The 16,951-nt window shown below is 66.3% G+C and carries 16 protein-coding genes and 1 pseudogene; 13 read left to right on the forward strand and 4 right to left on the reverse strand.

The genetic code is table 11. The features are described from left to right. Positions 1–471 (forward strand): annotated as a pseudogene (locus CYD53_RS19830) (hypothetical protein); the annotation flags it as partial. Positions 472–511: 40 nt separating this feature from the next. On the opposite strand, the gene CYD53_RS19835 reads toward CYD53_RS19830, so the two are convergent. After that, a complete protein-coding gene (locus tag CYD53_RS19835) occupies positions 512–925 on the reverse strand; it encodes a globin domain-containing protein (RefSeq protein WP_103719816.1) in 414 nt (137 codons plus the stop codon). Positions 926–991: 66 nt separating this feature from the next. Continuing rightward, positions 992–2,386 (reverse strand): MATE family efflux transporter, encoded by a 1,395-nt coding sequence (locus CYD53_RS19840; RefSeq protein WP_245928343.1) that lies wholly within the window; start codon positions 2,384–2,386, stop codon positions 992–994. A 408-nt stretch (positions 2,387–2,794) separates the two neighbouring features. Here CYD53_RS19840 and CYD53_RS19845 point away from each other — a divergent pair, with 408 nt between their 5' ends. From CYD53_RS19845 to CYD53_RS19870, 6 genes are all read left to right on the forward strand, one after another. Next, a complete protein-coding gene (locus CYD53_RS19845) occupies positions 2,795–4,258 on the forward strand; it encodes an amidase (protein WP_103719818.1) in 1,464 nt (487 codons plus the stop codon). 63 nt (positions 4,259–4,321) lie between these two features. Then, positions 4,322–5,551, forward strand: coding sequence for a Zn-dependent hydrolase (locus CYD53_RS19850; protein WP_103719819.1), 1,230 nt, complete (start codon positions 4,322–4,324; stop codon positions 5,549–5,551). A gap of 143 nt (positions 5,552–5,694) precedes the next feature. Beyond that, the gene (locus CYD53_RS19855) at positions 5,695–7,107 is read left to right on the forward strand and encodes an amidase (RefSeq protein WP_245928344.1); all 1,413 of its coding nucleotides are present in this window, start codon (positions 5,695–5,697) and stop codon (positions 7,105–7,107) included. A gap of 220 nt (positions 7,108–7,327) precedes the next feature. Next, entirely contained in the window at positions 7,328–8,926 is a 1,599-nt protein-coding gene (locus CYD53_RS19860) for an ABC transporter substrate-binding protein (protein WP_103719821.1), read from the forward strand. 191 nt (positions 8,927–9,117) lie between these two features. After that, positions 9,118–10,059, forward strand: a complete 942-nt coding sequence (locus tag CYD53_RS19865; RefSeq protein WP_103719822.1) for an ABC transporter permease — start codon at positions 9,118–9,120, stop codon at positions 10,057–10,059. A gap of 77 nt (positions 10,060–10,136) precedes the next feature. Beyond that, positions 10,137–10,991 carry an ABC transporter permease gene (locus tag CYD53_RS19870; protein ID WP_245928353.1) on the forward strand — a complete coding sequence of 285 codons (855 nt, stop codon included), beginning with the start codon at positions 10,137–10,139 and terminating at the stop codon, positions 10,989–10,991. 165 nt (positions 10,992–11,156) lie between these two features. On the opposite strand, the gene CYD53_RS19875 is transcribed toward CYD53_RS19870, so the two are convergent. Further along, positions 11,157–11,456: an antibiotic biosynthesis monooxygenase gene (locus CYD53_RS19875; protein ID WP_103719824.1), complete on the reverse strand. Its 300-nt coding sequence runs from the start codon at positions 11,454–11,456 to the stop codon at positions 11,157–11,159. Positions 11,457–11,620: 164 nt separating this feature from the next. Here CYD53_RS19875 and CYD53_RS19880 point away from each other — a divergent pair, with 164 nt between their 5' ends. The 6 genes from CYD53_RS19880 (at position 11,621) to CYD53_RS19905 (ending at position 16,386) form a co-directional block, all read left to right on the forward strand. Next, complete coding sequence (locus tag CYD53_RS19880; protein ID WP_103719825.1) at positions 11,621–12,556, forward strand: N-carbamoyl-D-amino-acid hydrolase; 936 nt, start codon at positions 11,621–11,623, stop codon at positions 12,554–12,556. Between the two features lie 4 nt (positions 12,557–12,560). After that, positions 12,561–12,992 carry a WapI family immunity protein gene (locus CYD53_RS19885; RefSeq protein ID WP_103719826.1) on the forward strand — a complete coding sequence of 144 codons (432 nt, stop codon included), beginning with the start codon at positions 12,561–12,563 and terminating at the stop codon, positions 12,990–12,992. Continuing rightward, positions 12,982–14,145, forward strand: a complete 1,164-nt coding sequence (locus tag CYD53_RS19890) for an amidohydrolase/deacetylase family metallohydrolase (protein ID WP_103719827.1) — start codon at positions 12,982–12,984, stop codon at positions 14,143–14,145. The genes CYD53_RS19885 and CYD53_RS19890 overlap by 11 nt, the downstream gene beginning before the upstream one ends. 171 nt (positions 14,146–14,316) lie before the next feature. Continuing rightward, a complete protein-coding gene (locus CYD53_RS19895) occupies positions 14,317–14,811 on the forward strand; it encodes a GNAT family N-acetyltransferase (protein ID WP_342751722.1) in 495 nt (164 codons plus the stop codon). A gap of 43 nt (positions 14,812–14,854) precedes the next feature. Further along, positions 14,855–15,313, forward strand: a complete 459-nt coding sequence (locus tag CYD53_RS19900) for a RidA family protein (protein WP_103719949.1) — start codon at positions 14,855–14,857, stop codon at positions 15,311–15,313. Next, positions 15,310–16,386 carry a D-TA family PLP-dependent enzyme gene (locus CYD53_RS19905; RefSeq protein ID WP_103719829.1) on the forward strand — a complete coding sequence of 359 codons (1,077 nt, stop codon included), beginning with the start codon at positions 15,310–15,312 and terminating at the stop codon, positions 16,384–16,386. The genes CYD53_RS19900 and CYD53_RS19905 overlap by 4 nt, the downstream gene beginning before the upstream one ends. 33 nt (positions 16,387–16,419) lie before the next feature. Here CYD53_RS19905 and CYD53_RS19910 read toward each other — a convergent pair whose 3' ends face one another. Further along, the gene (locus tag CYD53_RS19910; RefSeq protein ID WP_103719830.1) at positions 16,420–16,935 is read right to left on the reverse strand and encodes a DUF2345 domain-containing protein; all 516 of its coding nucleotides are present in this window, start codon (positions 16,933–16,935) and stop codon (positions 16,420–16,422) included. Between the last annotated feature and the right edge of the window lie 16 nt (positions 16,936–16,951).

A 16,951-nucleotide genomic window follows, 5' to 3' on the forward strand; every position in this document is an offset into this window, starting at 1 on the left:
GGCGTCACGCTGGTGCGCCAGGCCGGCGACGCCCTGACCCAGATCCTCGCCGCCTCGCAAAAGGTCGCGGCCACCATCGCCGAGATCTCGGCGGCCTCGGGCGAGCAGGCCAACGGCATCGACGAGATGAGCCAGGCCGTCGCCCATCTCGACGAGATGACGCAGGCCAATGCGGCGCTGGCCGAACAGAGCGCGGCCTCGGCCGGTTCGCTGTCTGGCCGCATCGTCCAGCTCAACGACCTTGTCGCCGCCTTCAGGACGGGCCCTGAGGGCGCGACCGCCTCATCGGCCAGCTACGCCCCCGCGCCGGTCCGGGCGGCCCCGGCCGGTCATGGCTCGGAGCCTGCGCGCCTGCGCAAGCTCGCCGAAGCCGCCTTCGCGCAGACCAGGGCGGACGCGCCAGCCAGATCCGCCCCGGCGAAGAAAGTCGTCAACAGCCGCGCCAGCGACGCGGGTTGGGAAGAGTTCTGACACGCGGAAGGCGGGCCTGTGACGGCTGACGCCTTCTCGTTCACTCCGCGTGGCTCGCGGCGATCATGACGCTGGCGATATCGTTGTAGAGCTGTGTCCAGACGCGCTCGAGACGCGGCGTGAACGCGTCGCCCAATGAGGTCCGGAGCGTCCAGATCAACGCCTCCCGGACACTGTCGTAGTGGCTGTCCTTGACGCCGTAGCCCTTGTGCTGACGGCCGAGCTTGCGCAGCAGGATGGCGAGCCCCTCCCGGTCGTTGAGCGTGGCGATGGCGACCGTCAGCATCTCCATCAGCTTGATGCCCTGCGCCTTGATGTCGCCCTTGAACAAAGGCCTGACCTCGGGCGCGATCTCGAAGAGCCGGTTGTAGAAGATCGCGCCGGTCTCGGCCTTGCGGCGGTGGAGATGGGCGAAGCTGTCCCGGATGCGTTGAACGTCGTCGTCCTTGAACATGATCTGCCTCCCCCCAAAGGCGAAACCCGCGACGCAGCAAAGATAGCACGAACCGCGCCAATGCAATCAGAGGGCGGTAACGAGGCCAAGTCTGTCGCGGGCCCGCCAGCGGCCGAGCATCAAGGCCGCGACGATGGCGAGCGCGATCGCAAGCCCGATCCAGATGCCGATCCCGGCGAGCGGCGTGAAGAAGCCGAGCGCGACCGAAAGCGGCAGCCCGATCACCCAGTAGCCGAGCCCGGCGAAGAGCATAGGCACCCGCGTATCGCCGAGCCCCCTGAGGAGACAGGAGCCGACGACCTGCGCCCCGTCTGCAATCTGGAAGATCGCGGCATAGAGCAGGAAGGTCGCCGCCAGCGCCGCGACCTCGGCCGCGCCAGGCTTCTCGACATCGAGGAAGGGAACGACGAGCCATTGCGGCGCAAACAGCATGACGAGCGCGGTCAGTGCCATGAAGCCGATGCCGAGCACGAGCGCCGTCGCGCCGGCCCGCGCGACGCCATCCTTGTCGCCGGCGCCGAAAGCCCGGCCGACCCTGACCGTAGCAGCCTGGCCGATGCCCATCGGCACCATGAAGGTCAGCGAGGCGATCTGGATCGCGATCGCATGGGCCGCGAGCGAGGCCGGGCCGATCAGCCCCATCAGGAAGGCCGCGCCGTTGAAGATCACCACCTCGAAAGCGAGCGTCGTGCCGATCGGCAGGCCCATCCGCCAGAAGGCCCAGAACCGCGGCCAGTCCGCCACCCAGAAGCGGCCGAACAGGCGGTAGCGGCGGAAGCGCCGGTCGAAGCTGACGACCAGGCTGAGCCCGAGCATCATCGACACCGAGGACAAGGTCGTCGCCAGCCCCGAGCCCGGCAGGCCGAGCGCCGGGAAGCCGAGCCGGCCGAACATCAGGCACCAATTCGCCAGCGCGTTGAAACCGACCGCCAGCAGGACGACGACGAAGGCCGCGAAGGGGCGTTGCAGCGAGGCGACGAAGCCGCGCAGCACGAGAAACAGAAAGAACGGCAGCAGGCCCCATTGCAACGTCCGCACATAGGATGCCGCGGCCTTTGCCAGCGTGGCGTCCTGGCCCATCGCGCGCAGAATCGGCTCGGCCTGCCAGAGAAACAGCCACATCGGGCCGACCAGCGTCACGGCAGCCCAGAAGCCCTGCCGCACCGTGCGGCGCAATTCGCGCACGGCGTGGCGATTGCGGCCGAGCTCGATCAAGATCATCGGCGACACGGCCGCCATGACGCCGATGCCGAAGATCAGCACGGCCATATAGAGATTGGAGCCGAGCGCGCCCGCGGCCAATGCGTCGGGGCCGAGATGGCCCATCATCATCACATCCGTCGCCGTCATCGCCGTCTGCGCGACATTGGTCAGCACCAGCGGCCAGCTCAGCGCGAGCATGGCCCTGGCCTCGGTGAGCCAAGGGGCCGTCTGGCGAAGCGGGAGGGCGAGGTCTGACATGGGGCGTCGCTTCTAGAGCATTGCGCGAAAAAGTGGGTACCGGTTTTTCGCGTGAGCGATGCTCTCAACGGGATCTAGAGCATCGGCCCGAAAAGTGGGAACCGGTTTTCGGGACGAGCCGATGCTAGTATCTGCCTTGGAGTATAGGGGGCAGCCGCCTGCACGCCGGGCTGCCCCGCGTGATGCGCCCTCCGCACAGGCCCCGCCCGGAAACGTCGCTAGAGCAGGATGCGAAAAAGTGGGAACCGGTTTTTCGCATTGATCCTGCTCTAACTTCTTGATGAGAGACGGATTCAGATTTCAGATGGGATCACAGTGTGATCTCATCTGAAATCATCCGGCTCTAGCGGGGCGCGCGGGCTGCGGCCATCATCGGCCCGATTCTTCCGGGCAGGGGACAGGCCAGGCATGCCAGATACAGTCAGCAGTGCAGCGACCGGCGACATCGTGGCGCTGGATGCGGTCGCGCTTTCGCAGGCGATCCATGCGCGAAAGCTCTCCTGCGTGGAGGTGATGGCGGCTTTCCTCGACCAGATCGAGCGATTGAACCCGCGCGTCAACGCGATCGTGGCGCAGCGCGAGCGCGGCGATCTGCTGAAGGAGGCGGCGGTGCTCGATGCCGAACTCGCGGCCGGCCATTCGCGCGGCTGGATGCATGGCTTCCCCCAGGCGATCAAGGATCTCTCCGCCGCCAAAGGGTTCGCGACGACGCAAGGCTCGCCTTTGTTCAAGGACGTCATCGCGCAGACCGATGCGATCTTCGTCGAGCGGATGAAGGCCGCAGGCTCCATCATCATCGGCAAGACCAATACGCCCGAATTCGGGCTCGGCTCGCAGACCTTCAATCCGGTCTTCGGGGCGACGCGCAACGCCTATGACCAGAGCAAGACCTCTGGCGGCTCCAGCGGCGGGGCCGCGGTGGCGCTGGCGCTGCGCATGCTGCCGGTGGCCGATGGCAGCGACCATGCCGGTTCGCTGCGCAATCCCGCCGCCTTCAACAATGTGCTGGGCCTGCGCCCGAGCTATGGCCGGGTGCTGTCGGGCACGGATGAGGTCTTCATCCCGCAACTGGGTGTCGCCGGGCCGATGGCGCGCAAGACCCGCGATCTCGCGGCGCTGCTCGCAGTTCAGTCCGGCTATGATCCGCGCGTGCCGATGTCCTTGCGGGAGGATCCGGCGGTCTTTCTCGGGCCGCTGGAGCGCGACGTTGCGGGGTTGAAGATCGGCTGGCTCGGCGATCTCGGCGGCCATCTGCCGATGGAGGAGGGCGTTCTCTCCCTGTGCCGGCAAGGCCTGGCGGCGTTCGAGGACATGGGCGCGATCGTCGAGGACGTCGCGCTCGGCTTCGATCCGGAATCCGTCTGGCAGGCCTGGCTCACGCTGCGCGCCTGGCAGGCGGGCTCGGGCCTTGCCCCCGTCTATGCCGATCCGGCCCGGCGCGACCTGCTCAAGCCCGAGGCGCGCTGGGAGGTCGAGCAGGGGCTCAAGGTCTCCGCCTTCGAGGTGATGCAGGCCTCGGGTCTCCGCTCGCGCTGGTACCAGCATCTCCATGGGCTCTTCGGCCGCTACGACATCCTGGTCCTGCCCAGCGCCCAGGTCTTCCCCTTCGCGGTCGAGACGCCGTGGCCCAGGGAGGTCGCCGGCCGCGCCATGGACACCTATCACCGCTGGATGCAGGTGGTGATCCCGGTGACGATGTCGGGCTGTCCGGCGCTGAGCGTGCCCGTCGGCTTCAACGCGGCGGGCCTGCCGATGGGAATGCAGCTCTGGGGTCCGAACCAGTCCGAATTGCTGCTGCTCCAGGTCGCGCAGGCCTATGAGGACGCGACCGGCTGGGTCGACAGGCGTCGGCCCGGCTTGCTCGACGGGTGAGCGGGTTGCATCTTTCCTGCATCGCGAGCAGTGGCGCTTGGCCTTCACGGAGACTTGAGACGAATGAGCAGCAATCTGCGGATCGACGGCGCGCGGCTGGTGTCGCGCCTGACGGCGCTCTCGATGATCGGCGCGACGCCCGAGGGCGGCTGCCGGCGCCTCGCCTTGACCGATGAGGACAAGCAGGGCCGCGATTGGCTGGTCGGGCAGATGCAAGCGCTCGGGCTCGCGGTGAAGATCGATGCGATCGGCAACATCGTCGGCATCCTGAAGGGGCAGCAGGAGGGGCCGGCCGTCATCATGGGCTCGCATATCGACACGGTCGGCACCGGCGGGCGCTTCGACGGCGCGCTCGGCGTCATCGCCGGCGTCGAGGTGCTGGCGGCGCTGCGCGACGCCGGCCTCACGCCCAAGCGCGACATGGCCGTGATCGCCTTCACCAATGAGGAGGGTGCGCGCTTCCACCCGGACATGCTCGGCTCCTATGTCTGGGCCGGCGGCATGAGCGTTGCCGCCGCTCATGCGGAAACCGATTCCGAGGGCGTCGGCCTCGGCGCCGAGCTCAGGCGCATCGGCTATGAGGGGCCGGAAAGGCCGGGCTTCCTCAAGGCGCATGCCTATCTCGAAATGCATATCGAGCAGGGGCCGGTCCTCGAGAGCGAAGGTGGCGGACTTGGCGCGGTCACCGGCATCCAGGGGATCTGCTGGCTCGAATTGACGCTGAAGGGCCGGCCGAGCCATGCCGGCACGACACCGATGGCCTATCGCAAGGATCCAGGCCTGGCGGCGGCGCGGATCAACATCTTCGCCAATGAGTTGACCAGGACGATCCCCGGGCAGCTCGCCAATTGCGGCGTCATCCGCGTCCAGCCCGGCAACGTCAATGTCGTGCCCGAAACCGTGGTGATGTCGCTCGATCTGCGCAACCCGCTCGATGCGCCGCTGGCTGAAGCCGAGGCGGCGGTCCGCGCGTTCTGCACCGAGCTGTCGGAGCGCGACGACATTCAGATCTCGATCCGCGATCTCGCCCGTTTCCCGGCGACGCCCTTCACTGAGGAATTGATCGCCAGCGTCGAGCAGAGCGCGGCCGAGTTCGGCCTGCCGATCCGCCGCATGATCTCGGGCGCCGGGCATGACGCGCAGATGATGTCGCGCCTGTGCCCGACGGCCATGGTGTTCATCCCCTCGATCGGCGGTCTCTCGCACAACCCGGCCGAATTCAGCACCGATGACGACATGGTCGCCGGCGCCAATGTCCTGCTCAGCGCCGCCTGGCGCGCCGCGAATGCGTGATGTCGACCTTCCCGCCTTTGCGAGGAGCATGAGCGGCGACGCAATCCAGGGCCATAATGCTCGACGACCCCGGGATTGCTTCGGCTCACGCTCGCAATGACGGCGTTTCGACGCTGAATGACGAAGACACAAGGGAAACGACCGTGACCAGCATCTCCTCTTTGTCCGCCGCCGAACTCCAGCCCCTCTATGCCAGCGGCGAGCTCTCTCCCGTCGCGGTCGCCAACGACGCGCTCGCGCGCATCGAGCGCTTCGAGCCTGAGGTCAACGCCTTCACCGTGCGCGACGACAAGGTCACGCTCGCCATGGCGGAGGCTGCCGAGGCGCGCTACCTCAGGAAAGAGCCGCTTGGCCCGCTCGACGGGGTGCCCGTCACCATCAAGGACAATATCGGTGTCGCCGGCTGGCCGATGCGGCGCGGCTCGGCCGTGGGCTCGGACGCGCCCTGGCCCGAGGATGCGCCGGCCACCGCCCGGCTGCGCGAGGCCGGCGCGGTCTTCCTCGGCAAGACGACGATGCCGGAATATGGCTGGAAGGGCGTCGGTGATTCCCCGCAATCGGGCATCACGCGCAACCCCTGGGGCACCGGGACCGGTCCCGGCGGCTCGTCCTCGGGCGCTGCCGTCTGTGCCGCGCTCAATCTCGGCTGCATCCATATCGGTACGGATGGCGCGGGCTCCGTGCGCATCCCCGCCGCCTTCACCGGCGTGGTCGGCCTGAAACCGACCTATGGCCGCGTGCCGGCCTTCCCGGTCTCGACCATGGGGTTCCTCGCCCATCTCGGCCCGCTGACGCGCACCGTGACCGACACCGCGCTCGCCATGAACGCGATCGCCCGGCCCGATGCCCGCGACATGACGGCGGTGCTCGACGAGCCGCTGGACTATGTCGCCGGCCTGCCCGGCGGCGTGAAGGGCTTGCGCCTCGCCTGGTCGCCGAAGCTCGGCGGCGACGTTGCGGTCGACCCTGAGATCGCGGCGCTTACGAAAGCGGCAGCAATGGCGTTCCAGGAACTCGGCGCGACGGTCGAGGAGGTCGATCCGGGCTTTGCCGACCCGATCGAGACCTTGATGACGCTGTGGGGGGCGGGAGCAGCGCTCGCCTTGCGCAATGCCGGTCCCGACGACCGCAAGCGCATGGATCCCGGTCTGGTCGCGGTGGCGGAAGCCGGTGAGAAGGTGTCGGGCACGGCCTATGTCGATGCGCTGCTCAACCAGCGCAATGCGCTTGCGCACCGCATGGCGCAATTTCATGCACGCTTCGATCTGCTGCTGACGCCGACGCTGCCTTTGCCGGCCTTCGAGGTCGGGCGGGACACCCCCGCCCATGGCGGCTATGGCGAGGATTGGACACGCTGGACCCCGTTCACCTACCCCTTCAACATCACGCAGGCGCCGGCGATTTCGCTGCCTTGCGGCCTGACGAAAGCCGGCTTGCCGGCGGGCCTGCAGGTCATCGGAGCTTTCGGAAGGGATGCACTGGTTTTACGCGCGGCGGCGGCCTTCGAATTTGCAAGGCCTTTCGCGCGGGTCGATGCGCCGATCAAATCGGTTTAGTCGGATATTTTGCAATTTTCTGCTCGCAATGCTGCGCGGCGGGCAGAGATTGCCGAATTCCGCCCGCTTCCGGCAGTTCAGTCCCGTTTGGCACGAAGTCTGCAAGCTGCCTGCCGGCCAAGAAGGGCCGGTCAAGCGTGTTGTCAGCGCAGAAGTTTTCTGCCCAAACTCGCGCCAAGGTCGCCCGCGCAGAGGTTGCCGTTTCAGGGGAGAGTGAGTGATGGACCGCAGGACATTTCTGAAAACCGCCGTGGGGACGGGCGCCCTGGCCGCTTCCGGTGGGCTGGCCATGCCGGCCCTGGCGCAAGGCGCGGCGGCCAAGACCCTGCGCTTCGTGCCGCAGGCCAACCTCGCCAATTTCGATCCCATCTGGGGCACGCAATATGTCGTGCGCAACGCGGCTGCCCTGGTCTGGGACACGGTCTACGGCATCGATTCGAAGTTTCAGCCGCAGCGCCAGATGGTCGAGTCGGAGACGGTCTCCGCCGACGGGCTGGTCTGGACCTTCAAGCTGCGTCCGGGCCTCAAATTCCATGACGGCGCGCCGGTCACCTCCAAGGACGTCGTCCAGAGCCTGAAGCGCTGGCAGGCCCGCGACCCGATGGGCCTGATGATCAAGGCGATCGAGGTCGAGCTCGCTCCGATCGACGACATGAGCTGGAAATGGACGCTCAGCAAGCCTTACCCCAAGATGCTGCTGGCGCTGGGCAAGAACAACGCGCCCTGCACCTTCATCATGCCCGAGCGCATCGCAAAGACCGATCCGTTCCAGCAGATCACCGAATATATCGGTTCGGGCCCGATGAAGTTCGTTCGCAATGAATGGGTGCCCGGCGCCAAGGCTGTGTTCGAGAAGTTCACCGACTACGTACCGCGCTCGGAGCCGGCCGACTGGCTCGCCGGCGGCAAGAAGATACTGGTCGACCGGATCGAATGGGTGATCATTCCCGATCCGGCGACTGCGTCGGCGGCGCTGCAGAACGGCGAGGTCGATTGGTGGGAGACCCCGCTGTCGGACCTTGTTCCGGTGCTCAAGGCCAACAAGAACGTCAAGGTCGACATCGGCGATCCGCTCGGCAATATCGGCGCCTTCCGCATGAACCATCTCTTCCCGCCCTTCAACAATGTGAAGGTGCGTCGCGCGGTCATGACCGCGCTGAACCAGGAAGATTACATGCGCTCGATCGTCGGCGACGACGACAAGCTGTGGAAGAACCTGCCGAGCTATTTCACCCCCGGCACGCCGCTCTACACCGAGGAGGGCGGCGACATCCTGAAGAAGCGCAACGTCGCCGAGGCCAAGAAGCTGCTGGCCGAATCCGGATATAACGGCGAGCCCGTGGTCTGCGTCGTCGCGCAGGACATGGCCGCCACCAAGTCGATGGGCGATGTCACCGCCGAACTGCTCAAGAGCATCGGCATGAAGGTCGACTTCGTCGCCACCGACTGGGGTACCGTCGGCGCACGCCGCGCCCAGAAGACGCCTCCCGGCCAGGGCGGCTGGAGCATGTTCCACACCTGGCATGCCGGCGCCGACTGCATCAATCCCGCCGCCTACACCGCCATCCGCGCCAATGGCGACAAGGCCTGGTTCGGCTGGCCCAATATTCCGGCTGTCGAGACCGAGGTGACCAACTGGTTTGACGCCAAGGACATGGCCGAGGAGAAGGCTGCGATCGCCAGGCTGAACAAGGCGGCGATGGAAGAAGTCGTCTACGCGCCGACCGGCTTCTATCTCGGCTACCAGGCCTGGCGGTCGAATCTCTCCGGCGTCACCAGCGGGCCGCTGCCCTTCTTCTGGGGCGTGTCGAAGGCCTGACGGCGGGGGCAGCACTCGTGGCTGCCCCGTCCACCCCGGACGAGCGGCGAAGCCGTGCCGGAGCCGGATGGATTTATCGCAGAGTGCCGGGACTCCCCGAGGGAACCCGGCATTCCCCTGAACGTAAGCGGCCGGAATGGCGGCTCGCGTTGAACAGTTCTGATCGACCATAACCAAGGCTAAGCGCCAGAATGCTCGCTTTCATCGTCAGACGGATCATCACGACCATACCCGTGATGGCTTTCGTCGCCCTGTTCGTCTTCTCGCTGCTTTACATCGCGCCCGGCGATCCCGCCGCCGTGATCGCCGGCGACCAGGCCTCGCCGGCCGATGTCGAGAAGATCCGGGCTAGTCTGGGTCTCGACCGGCCCTATCTCATCCGCTTCGGCGAATGGTTCTACCATGTGCTCCAGGGCGATCTCGGCACCTCGATCTTCACCTCTCTGCCGGTGACGCAGCTCATCGCCCAGCGTATCGAGCCGACGGTTTCATTGATGCTGCTGACCCTGATCTTCGCGGTGGTCGTCGCCGTGCCGATGGGTGTGATCGCGGCCTGGAAGGCCGGCAGCTGGATCGACCGCTGCGTCGTCGGCTTTGCCGTCTTCGGCTTCTCGGTTCCGGTCTTCGTCGTCGGCTACATGCTCGCCTATGTCTTCGCGCTGAAGCTGGATTGGGTGCCGGTGCAGGGCTATACGCCGATCTCGCAGGGCATCTGGCCCTGGTTCAAGAACCTGATCCTGCCCTCGATCACGCTCGGCTTCGTCTATATCGCGCTGATCGCGCGCATCACGCGGGCCACCATGCTCGAAGTGCTGCAGCAGGACTATGTCCGCACCGCGAGCGCCAAGGGCGTCGAACAGCGCAACGTGCTCTTCGTGCATGCGCTCAAGAATGCGGCGGTTCCGGTGATCACGATCATCGGCATCGGCGTGGCGCTCCTGATCGGCGGCGCCGTCGTCACCGAGAGCGTCTTCGCCATTCCGGGGCTGGGGCGGCTGACGCTGGATGCGATCCTGCGTCGCGACTACCCCGTGATCCAGGGCGTCGTGCTGATCTTCAGCTTCGTCTACGTCCTGGTGAACCTGCTCGTGGACCTGGTCTATACCCTGGTCGATCCGAGGATACGGTATTGACAGTTCAATCCAACACCATCGCCGCACCGCTCGCGGCTCCCGCCGGCAGTGAACCCGTTTCGCCGCCCGAGTCCGTCTTGTCGCCCGGGTCTGTCTTGTCGCCCAAGAAGCGCTCCTATCTGCGCAAGCATCCTGCGGTCACGGTCGGCGGCATTCTCCTGCTGCTGATGATCCTGATCGCGGTCTTCGCGCCGTTCCTGTGGACCGTCGATCCGACGGCGATCTCGACGGCGCGCCGGACGCGCGTGCCCTCCGAACTCTACTGGTTCGGCACCGACATGCTCGGGCGCGACATCTATTCGCGTGTCACTTACGGCGCGCGGGTCTCGCTGCTGGTCGGCTTCAGCGTGGCGTTCCTGGCCTCCGTCATCGGGCTGGCGGTCGGTCTCTTTGCCGGCTTCGTGCGCTGGGCTGACGGCATCGTCATGCGCATCATCGACGGCATGATGTCGATCCCGCCGATCCTGCTCGCCATCGCGCTGATGGCGCTGACGCGCGGCTCGGTCCAGAACGTCATCATCGCCATCACCATCGCCGAGATCCCGCGCGTCGCCCGCCTCGTGCGCAGCGTCGTGCTCTCCTTGCGCGAGCAGCCCTATGTCGAGGCGGCGCTCTCGCAGGGCGCGCGGGTGCCGCGCATCATCTTCCGCCACATCCTGCCCAACACGATCGCGCCGATGATGGTGCAAGCGACCTATATCTGCGCCAGCGCCATGATCGTCGAGGCGATCCTGTCCTTCATCGGCGCCGGCGTGCCGCCCTCCACCCCGTCCTGGGGCAACATCATGGCCGAGGGCAGGGCGCTCTGGCAGGTCAGGCCGCATATCATCTTCTTCCCGGCGCTGTTCCTCTCGATCACCGTTCTCGCGGTCAACCTGCTCGGCGACGGCTTGCGCGACTCGCTCGATCCACGCCTGGCCAAGAGCCTGTGACCAAGGAGAGCCTGTGACCAAGGAGAGCCTGTGACCGACGTTGGCGTGACGGTCACGATACATGCGCCGATGGCGTGGCCGACGATCCCGGTACGGCGAGGGCGCGCGGCGACGCTGCTGCGCGCGCCCCATGGAGCTCGGGCCCGAGTACCGTGCGCGCCGCTGTCAGCCCTTGAGGTCGACCACCTCGTCCCCGGAGACCGCATCGGTGACGCCAAGGCCGCCGCCGAGATCCTCCAATGTGTCGCGAAAGCTGTTGAGCGTCGCGATCATCTCGGGGCGCGCGGCCTTGATCGCCGCGGCATCAGCCCATTCGCCGATCAGGCAATAGGAGCGGTCGCCGGTCTTGATGATGCGCCCGTTGATGAGCCCGGGCCACTGCGCCTTGCCGGCGCGGTGAGCTGCGAGAAACCCCTCGTCCTGGCCCGGCTTGACGCGGAATCTGACGACGTTGAACGTAGTCATGGCTCTGGTCCTCCCGCCGCGCGAGCGCCAGGCGGCGGTTTGGAGCCGCGCGGGCCGGCAGCAGGCGGAGGCTACCGTTACGTCACGCTCGGTGCAATATGCGCTCTCGCGGCGTCCCGATCATTGAGATCCACTGAAACGGATCGACGGAAAACTCTACTGCCATGACCCGCATCCTGACTGTCGCCGCGGCCCAGCTCGGGCCGATCCAGCGTGACGAAAGCCGCGCCTCCGCCGTTGCCCGTTTGATCGAGCTGATGCGCCAGGCCAAGGGCCATGGCGCCGATCTCGTGGTTTATCCCGAGGCCGCGCTGACCGCCTTCTTCCCGCATTGGTGGATGGAGGACGAAGACGAGATCGACAGCTATTTCGAGAGCGCGATGCCCGGCAACGAGACCGCGCCGCTCTTCGCCGAAGCCCAGCGCCTCGGCATCGGCTTCCATCTCGGTTATTGCGAGCTTGCCTTCGAGGAGGGCCGCAAGCGTCGCTTCAACACCGCGATCCTGGTCGACAAGACCGGCGCGATCATTGGTAAATACCGCAAGATCCATCTGCCCGGCCATCCCGAGCATCGTCCCGACGCGCCGTTCCAGAATCTGGAGAAGCGCTATTTCGAGACCGGTAATCTCGGCTGGCCGGTCTGGCGCGCGATGGATGCCAATCTCGGCATGATGATCTGCAACGACCGGCGCTGGCCCGAGAGCTATCGGTCGATGGGCTTGCAGGATGTCGAGATGATCGTGCTCGGCTACAACACGCCCAAGCACAACCCGCCGGCCCCCGACCATGACCGGCTCGGCAACTTCCACAACCAGCTCGTGATGCAGGCCGGCGCCTACCAGAACGCCACCTGGGTCGTCGGCGCCGCCAAGGCGGGGCTGGAGGCGGGCGTCGACCAGATCGGCGGCTCCTGCATCATCGCGCCGACCGGCGAGGTCGTGGCGCAGGCCGTGACCGAGGGCGACGAGCTCGTGATCGCCCGCTGCGATATGGATCTCGGCAAGAGCTACAAGAACTCCACCTTCAACTTCGCCAGGCATCGCGAACCGCAGGCCTATGGGCTCATCGTCGAGCGCAAGGGTGCTGTGGGGCCAGTGTGATCCGATGTCGGACGATGAGATCCTGTTGCTCGGGGTAGCATCTGGGGATCACCTGAAACTTGGTCCAATCACCGGGATGGACGCCTACGGCTACGGGCAGATGAGGGTCGTCGCGCAGAGCGGACGATTCTCGGCAACTTTGATTTGCCAGACGTCGCGCCATGATTTGTCTGCGCTGAAAGAAGCGCTCATTGCGCAACGCGCAAACCCCGCCCTGTGTCAGAGTTGGGCGTCGGGCGACGTGGAAGTCGGCCTTGATTTCAGGGGCGATGTTCGTGGGGGAGTCCGTATTGCAGCCAAGGTTGCTGACATCGGGAGCCACGAGCGAAGCCTCACATTTAGCCTTGATCTCGATCAGAGCTACCTCTCGAACGCGATCGAACAATTGACGAAGATGATCGCCAAAGCGCCGGAGACCGCATCCCATGACCCATGATCTCATCCTCAAGGGCGGTCGCGTCATCGACCCCTCGCAGAAGCATGACGGCGTGCTCGACGTCGCCTTCACCGACGGCAAGGTCTCCGGCTTCGGCAAGGATCTGAAGGGCGCCAAGGAAATCCGCGACGTCTCCGGCTACATCGTCACGCCGGGCCTGATCGACCTGCATACCCATGTCTATTGGGGCGGCACCTCGCTCGGCATCGACGCCGACGAGTTCTGCCGGGCGTCGGGCGTCACCACCTCGGTCGACACCGGCAGTGCCGGGCCGGGCAACTGGCCGGGCTTCCGCAAGCATGTCATCGAGAGGAGCCAGGCCCGCATCCTCGCCTATCTCCACGTCTCGCATGCCGGCATCTACGGCTTCGACCACCGCGTCATGGTCGGCGAGAGCGGCGATCTGCGCCTGATGAACCCGATCGACGCCGTCGCGGTCGCCGACGCCAATCGCGACCTCATCGTCGGCATCAAGGTCCGCGTCGGCCTGCACGCTTCGGGCGATCAGGGCACGGTGCCGCTCAACATCGCCTTGCAGGTCGCCAACGAGGTCGGCATGCCGCTGATGTGCCATATCGACCATCCGCCTCCGTCCTATGAGGAGGTGGTGAACATGCTGCGGCCGGGCGATGTGCTCACCCACGCCTTCCGTCCCTTCCCGAATGCGCCCTGCACCGCGCAGGGCACGGTCAAGCCCGAGGTGCTGGCCGCCCGCAAGCGCGGCGTCATCTTCGATATCGGCCATGGCAAGGGTTCGTTCTCCTTCAAGACGACGCGCGCCATGCTGGCCAATGGTTTCGAGCCGGACGTGATCTCCTCGGACGTGCACAAGCTCTGCATCGACGGCCCGGCCTATGACCAGGTCACCACCATGTCGAAATTCCTGCTGATGGGCATGAGCCTGAACAACGTCATCGCGGCCTCGACCGTGAATGCGGCGATGGCGCTGAAGCGGCCCGAATACGGCTCGCTCAAGGTCGGCTCGCTCGGCGACGCGACGATCCTGACCGTCAAGGAAGGCAAGTTCGACTATGCCGACGTCACCGGCGAGCACATGACCGGCGACAGGAAGATCGTCTCCGAGGGCGTGGTGCTGAAGGGCGCCTGGTGGCACCCCAAGCGCACGAACAAGTTCAAGAAGGTCGCGGCGTAATCCGGCGCCTACCGTGTCATTCCGGGGCTTCGCGCCAGCGAAGAACCCGGAACCCACGACCGGGTGAAGCTTATGGATATGGCCGCTTCGAAGTGCCGCACCTGGTCGTGGGTTCCGGATTCGAGCCTTCGGCTCGCCCCGGAATGACAAAGGGAGTGCCAGTTGCGAACTGTGCTCTGGCGCCCGATGACGGACGCCGACCTGCCGGCGGTGCTTGCGGTCGCGGGCGTCGTGCATCCCGCCTATCCCGAGGACGAGGCCGTCTTCGCCGAGCGCCTGCGGCTGTTTCCGGCCGGCTGCCTCGTTCTCGCCGGCCCGGGCGGCCTGCGCGGTTACGTCGTCAGCCATCCCTGGCGGCCTGGCCAGCCGCCGGCCCTGAACAGCCTGCTCGGCGGGATTCCCATGGACGCGGCGAGCTACTACATCCACGACCTCGCGCTCCTGCCGGACGTGCGAGGGGCGGGAGCCGCCGGGCGGATCGTCGACCGGCTGGTCGTGCTTGCCCGCAGCGAAGGCCTCGCCGGCCTCGCGCTGGTCGCGGTCAATGCCTCGCGGGGCTTCTGGGAGCGCCACGGCTTTCGCGTGGCGCATGACCCCGCCCTTGCCGAGAAGCTCGGCAGCTATGACGATGCCGCGCGCTACATGGTGCGCGACCTGACATCCTGACGCCGCGCGCGTCGCCGAAGAAGACATGCATGAGGAGACGCCGATGAGCGCCGAACAAAAACTGAAGGATCTCGGACTGACGCTGCCCGACGTACCGACGCCAGTTGCCACCTATGTCAGCTTCAAGCAGGTCGGCGACATCGTCTACCTCTCCGGCCAGGGCCCGAAGCGGGCGGACGGCACCTATCCCACCGGCAAGGTCGGCAAGGACGTCACGATCGAGGAAGCCTATGAGCACGCCAGGCAGACCGGTCTCGGCCTGCTCGCGGCGATGAAGAAGGCGGCCGGCTCGCTCGACAAGGTCGAGGTCATCAAGCTGCTCGGCATGGTCAACGGCGCGCCGGATTTCGCGGATCAGCCCAAGGTCATCAATGGCTGCTCGGACCTGTTCGTTGCGGTGCTGGGCGAGCGCGGCCGGCATGCCCGCTCGGCAGTCGGCATGGGTTCGCTGCCCAACAACATGACGGTCGAGATCGAAGTGATCATCAAGGTGCTGCCATGACCGCGCTGGCTGAGGAAATCGCCCGCGTCTACAGCACGCCGGCCGTCGTCATCGACCTCGACAAGGTCGAGGCCAATATCGCCCGGCTCCAAGCCGTCTGCGATGCGAAGGGCGTCGCCAACCGCCCCCATATCAAGACGCATAAATCGCCCGAGCTCGCCCGCCTCCAGGTCGAGGCCGGCGCGCGCGGTATCACCTGCCAGAAGCTCGGCGAGGCCGAGATCATGGCCGATGGCGGCATCGACGACATCATGATCAGCTACAACATCCTCGGCGAGGAGAAGCTCGGCCGGTTGGGTGCGCTGCAGCGGCGCGTGCGCATGATCGTCGCGGCCGACAATCCGGTCACCATCGCCGGCCTGCCCAAGGCGGCCGAGATCGCCGGCCGCAATCTCGAGGTCGTCGTCGAATGCGACACCGGCCGCAAGCGCGCCGGCGTCGAGACGCCTGGCGAGGCGGTGGAGCTTGCCAAGCTGATCGCGGGCTCCAAGGGCCTGACCTTTGCGGGTTTCCTGATGTACCCGCCCGAGGATGGCTGGGAGCGCACGCAGATCTTCCTCGACACGGCCAATGCCGGCCTGCGCGAGGCGGGGCTGGAGGCCGGCATCGTCTCGACCGGCGGCTCGCCCAACATCCCCAATATCGGCAAGCTCAAAGGCGCGACCGAGCACCGCGCCGGCACCTCGATCTTCAACGACCGCATGCAGGTCGCGGCCGGTGTTGCGACGCTGGAGGATTGCGCGCTTTCGGTCTACGCCACGGTGGTCAGCCGGGCCGGGCCTGAGCGCGGCATTCTCGATTCCGGCTCCAAGACGCTGACCAGCGACACGGGCGGCCTCGACGGTCACGGCTATATCCTGGAATATCCGGCGGCCAGGATCGCGAAATTCGCCGAGGAGCATGGCTTCCTCGACCTCGCCGCGAGCAATGAGCGGCCCAATGTCGGCGAGGTCGTGCGCATCATCCCCAACCATGTCTGCGTGGTGGTGAACATGGTCGACCGCTTGATCACCGTGCGCGGCGACAAGCTCATCGGCGAAATCCCGGTGGCGGCGCGCGGCAAGCTGACTTGATCGCGGCAGTTGCGCATCTGGTCCTGTTGAACCTCAGTTCTGCAGGACCTTTGCGCCTTTGATCACGACATCGCCGCTGCCCTTGACGTCGATCTTGCCGCTGCCCTTGATGTCGATGTCCCTGCCTTGGACCCTGATCGAGCCGTCCTTCTTCATGTCGATCTCGGCGTCGCCGGCCTTCAGCGCCACGCGCTCGCCGGCGGTGACGGAGACCTTCTTTCCGATGCTGACATCGACATCCTTCATCAGCGACGCGCTCAGCGTGTAGCCCGCCAGCGAGATGGCGTGAGAGCCTGCGATGGTGAGCGCCGCGGCGACCCTGACATCGAGGGAGCCCGAGGTCTTGAGCGAAAGAGAGGAGCCGGCGCTGATCGCGGTTGCGCCGCCCGAGGTGACCTGCACCGCGCCTCCCGCCGTGATGCTGAGTGAGCCGTCTGTCCGGATCTTCAGACCGGACGGGCTGACCTCTATCACCTGCCGCAGTGCCTGCAGCTGGGCTTCGAGGCTCGCGATCCTGCGGGCGAGCATGTCGCTTTCGCCAGGTGCCATTGCTCTGTTCCTTCCC

It is taken from the genome of Allobosea psychrotolerans (assembly GCF_002917105.1).
Lineage (GTDB): Bacteria > Pseudomonadota > Alphaproteobacteria > Rhizobiales > Beijerinckiaceae > Allobosea > Allobosea psychrotolerans.

Bases quoted from the DNA above. Each gene is read 5' to 3' on its own strand.
- CYD53_RS19835 (WP_103719816.1), bottom strand. From the start codon at position 925: ATGTTCAAGGACGACGACGTTCAACGCATCCGGGACAGCTTCGCCCAT.
- CYD53_RS19840 (WP_245928343.1), bottom strand. From the start codon at position 2,386: ATGTCAGACCTCGCCCTCCCGCTTCGCCAGACGGCCCCTTGGCTCACC.
- CYD53_RS19845 (WP_103719818.1), top strand. From the start codon at position 2,795: ATGCCAGATACAGTCAGCAGTGCAGCGACCGGCGACATCGTGGCGCTG.
- CYD53_RS19850 (WP_103719819.1), top strand. From the start codon at position 4,322: ATGAGCAGCAATCTGCGGATCGACGGCGCGCGGCTGGTGTCGCGCCTG.
- CYD53_RS19860 (WP_103719821.1), top strand. From the start codon at position 7,328: ATGGACCGCAGGACATTTCTGAAAACCGCCGTGGGGACGGGCGCCCTG.
- CYD53_RS19865 (WP_103719822.1), top strand. From the start codon at position 9,118: ATGCTCGCTTTCATCGTCAGACGGATCATCACGACCATACCCGTGATG.
- CYD53_RS19875 (WP_103719824.1), bottom strand. From the start codon at position 11,456: ATGACTACGTTCAACGTCGTCAGATTCCGCGTCAAGCCGGGCCAGGAC.
- CYD53_RS19880 (WP_103719825.1), top strand. From the start codon at position 11,621: ATGACCCGCATCCTGACTGTCGCCGCGGCCCAGCTCGGGCCGATCCAG.
- CYD53_RS19885 (WP_103719826.1), top strand. From the start codon at position 12,561: ATGTCGGACGATGAGATCCTGTTGCTCGGGGTAGCATCTGGGGATCAC.
- CYD53_RS19890 (WP_103719827.1), top strand. From the start codon at position 12,982: ATGACCCATGATCTCATCCTCAAGGGCGGTCGCGTCATCGACCCCTCG.
- CYD53_RS19900 (WP_103719949.1), top strand. From the start codon at position 14,855: ATGAGCGCCGAACAAAAACTGAAGGATCTCGGACTGACGCTGCCCGAC.
- CYD53_RS19905 (WP_103719829.1), top strand. From the start codon at position 15,310: ATGACCGCGCTGGCTGAGGAAATCGCCCGCGTCTACAGCACGCCGGCC.
- CYD53_RS19910 (WP_103719830.1), bottom strand. From the start codon at position 16,935: ATGGCACCTGGCGAAAGCGACATGCTCGCCCGCAGGATCGCGAGCCTC.